Here is a 2613-nt window from a genome sequence, read left to right as displayed (position 1 = left end):
TATTAATATAAATAATTTTTTCATTTTCCACCTCGACACAATATGTCTTTCACATTAGGTATATCTTCTTTTATTTGATTACTATTTCATGTTTAGAACTTAGTTTATTAATTAAATTAGATTTAATAGTTTGGTAGTTATTAGCAAAATACATGTCTCTAAATAATTTTGGATTTTGAGCGTAATCAACTATTTTGGATACATAAATAATTGTCATTCCATCCTCATTCATAAGATGAACCACTTTGCCAATATTTGAGTTATCAACTATAGTATTTGAATTATCATTTGAAGTACTTGGTTGAAGAAAATCTAAATGTGCAGCATAAGTTTTTTTTAACTTAATTTTGTGTTCTTTTTCAATTGTTTTTGTACTTTTTCCAGATTCTAATTCATTTTGCATTTTTGTGGCTAAATTATGATTATTTGTTTGATAAGTTAGTACTTGATACATCTTCGGAGCTTCTAATTGGTAATTATCTTTAAAATATTTTTTTATTATAGAATCATTATTTTTTAGATTAAATAATTGATACACATAATACGGCTGTTTATTCGAATTAGTTATGTTCATTTCGGGGAATTTTTTATTTAGCTTTTTTAATTCTATTTTACTTGGTGATGAAAAGTTATTTTCATTTGCTGCTTTTTCAATGATATATGAATTTGCTTGATTATTTAATTCATAAATTTTATATTTTTTTTCTAACGATTTTAATAATTCTCGCTCGTTAATGATTGACTTATTATCTATCGATAAGACTGTTTTTGGAGTTATTATTTTTATTAACCAAATATTGAATACTAAACTTATCAATAGTAAACCAGTTAGCATTAGTATTAAGTACTTATTAATAATAATTTCTCCTTTTTAATGGTTATGGAATTTATTATAATGCCCAATAAAAGTCGAACATTTTCCTTGTTTTGTACTTGGGCTGGCTGCACAATATTTATCAGATGTATAATCAGCTAAACATCTTGTACTTCGACCTAGAGAGTAATCGCAGTCACTCATAATAAAATTAATTGCTGCTTGTGGGTAATAATTTGGATAGTATTTTCCATTTCCTAAAGGTCCATTAAAGCGATTACAATGTAATCGATCGCCGTAGTGTCCTAATTCTCCTGTTTGCCAATAAGGATCGGTAGAAGAAGCTCTTGTATTTAATTTTGAACTAGGTTCTTCTGTATATAAGCCTTTTTCTGAATCTTTTAGCATTTGAGAGATATCCATTTCTTTAATAATGCTTGCTTCATTTTGAGAAAAATCAACAATTTGTCTTAAGTCATCATCAATTCCTTCTACGGAAATGTTTACTAATTTTTTACCATCACCATTTAATACCACTTCTCCTTTGGTATTTGCAGTTTTTGGCTCTTCACTATTTTCTATTGAAACTTCAACATTTTCCGGTGAAACAAAACGCTCAAAAATTTCTTCATCTGGATTGTAACTCCAGCCAGTATCTCCATCAGAAATTAGATTAATTGTATTATTTTTTTCATTTTCAGAAACTTCGTTCCAATCAACTTTATACGTTTGTCTAAATAACACTTTAATTAAAGTGTTTGTTGAATCTATATTTTCAGCATTAGATTTAATGGGAATAGACGCTATCACTAATGCCAATAATATGATTACAAAAAGATACCATTCTTTCTTTCTTGAAATAAATTTTTTCTTCATTCAGAATCCACCTTAACCTTTCCACTGAGATTTTATATAGAGATAAGACCACTTGAGGATTACTTTTCAATTAATCAATAAAAATATTTCTCAATTAGTATCTCTATATAATAATATTAACAGAGAGTAATCTTTACTTTTTTACTAAAATATTACAAAAATATGAAAGTTTTACTATTGATTTAAAATGAAAATAAACGAAAGACCTAATCAGTTTTTGAGTAAGTTTATTAAAATCAGTAAATAATCCCTAAATAAATCCGGCTCATTTTAACTGAAATAACAAGATTTTCAATGATAAACCTATAAATAGATTAAGAGATAGATATGAAATCTATTAAAAGTATTTATTTACTAAAAAAGTTTTTAAATTAGTTAGAATTTGTTACAAAATAAATAGTATGGGGTTATTACTTATAAAAAAACTTGTTATTGGTATTCTTACAATTGGACTTATTCAAAGCTACTCAATTATTTCAACTGATGATGCTAGTGCAGCTGTGAAAACATTTAAAAACTGTACTGAATTGAACAAAGCATACAAGGGTGGAGTTGCCCGTAGTTCATCCGTTAAAAATAAAGGCGGTAAAACTAAATATAAACCGTATGCATCAAAAGCTCTATATGATGCTAATAAAAAAATGGATCGCGATAAAGATTTAATAGCGTGTGAAAGATAAGTTTTAGAAATAAAAAAAAATGATAGTTCCTAGGAAGGAACTTTCTCAGACTCCCGTTTAGGGAGTTTTTTGATACTCCATACATATTAAAGTATCATACAGTCTTTAAATTTATTTTAAAGACTGTATTTTTTTATTTCCAAAATCTTCAATTTTTTATCACAATTATAATGATTTTAATATAATTTTATATGTTAATATTTTCACAAGTTAGTAAATTTTACCTACTATTTAATTACTGAT

General features: G+C 26.1%; 3 protein-coding genes. 1 reads left to right on the top strand and 2 read right to left on the bottom strand.

From position 1 onward, the window contains the following. Positions 1 to 70: 70 nt before the first annotated feature. Together ACFCYN_RS25315 and ACFCYN_RS25310 are read right to left on the bottom strand one after the other, a co-directional pair. Positions 71 to 817, bottom strand: coding sequence for a hypothetical protein (locus ACFCYN_RS25315; protein WP_375952929.1), 747 nt, complete (start codon positions 815 to 817; stop codon positions 71 to 73). Between the two features lie 54 nt (positions 818 to 871). Beyond that, positions 872 to 1690 carry a hypothetical protein gene (locus tag ACFCYN_RS25310; protein WP_172443692.1) on the bottom strand — a complete coding sequence of 273 codons (819 nt, stop codon included), beginning with the start codon at positions 1688 to 1690 and terminating at the stop codon, positions 872 to 874. 416 nt (positions 1691 to 2106) lie between these two features. Here ACFCYN_RS25310 and ACFCYN_RS25305 point away from each other — a divergent pair, with 416 nt between their 5' ends. Continuing rightward, positions 2107 to 2370 (top strand): excalibur calcium-binding domain-containing protein, encoded by a 264-nt coding sequence (locus ACFCYN_RS25305; RefSeq protein WP_375952932.1) that lies wholly within the window; start codon positions 2107 to 2109, stop codon positions 2368 to 2370. Positions 2371 to 2613: the final 243 nt, after the last annotated feature.

Source organism: Gottfriedia sp. NPDC056225, assembly GCF_042267765.1.
GTDB lineage: Bacteria > Bacillota > Bacilli > Bacillales > Bacillaceae_G > Gottfriedia.
This window is presented reverse-complemented; position numbering and strand designations above follow the sequence as displayed.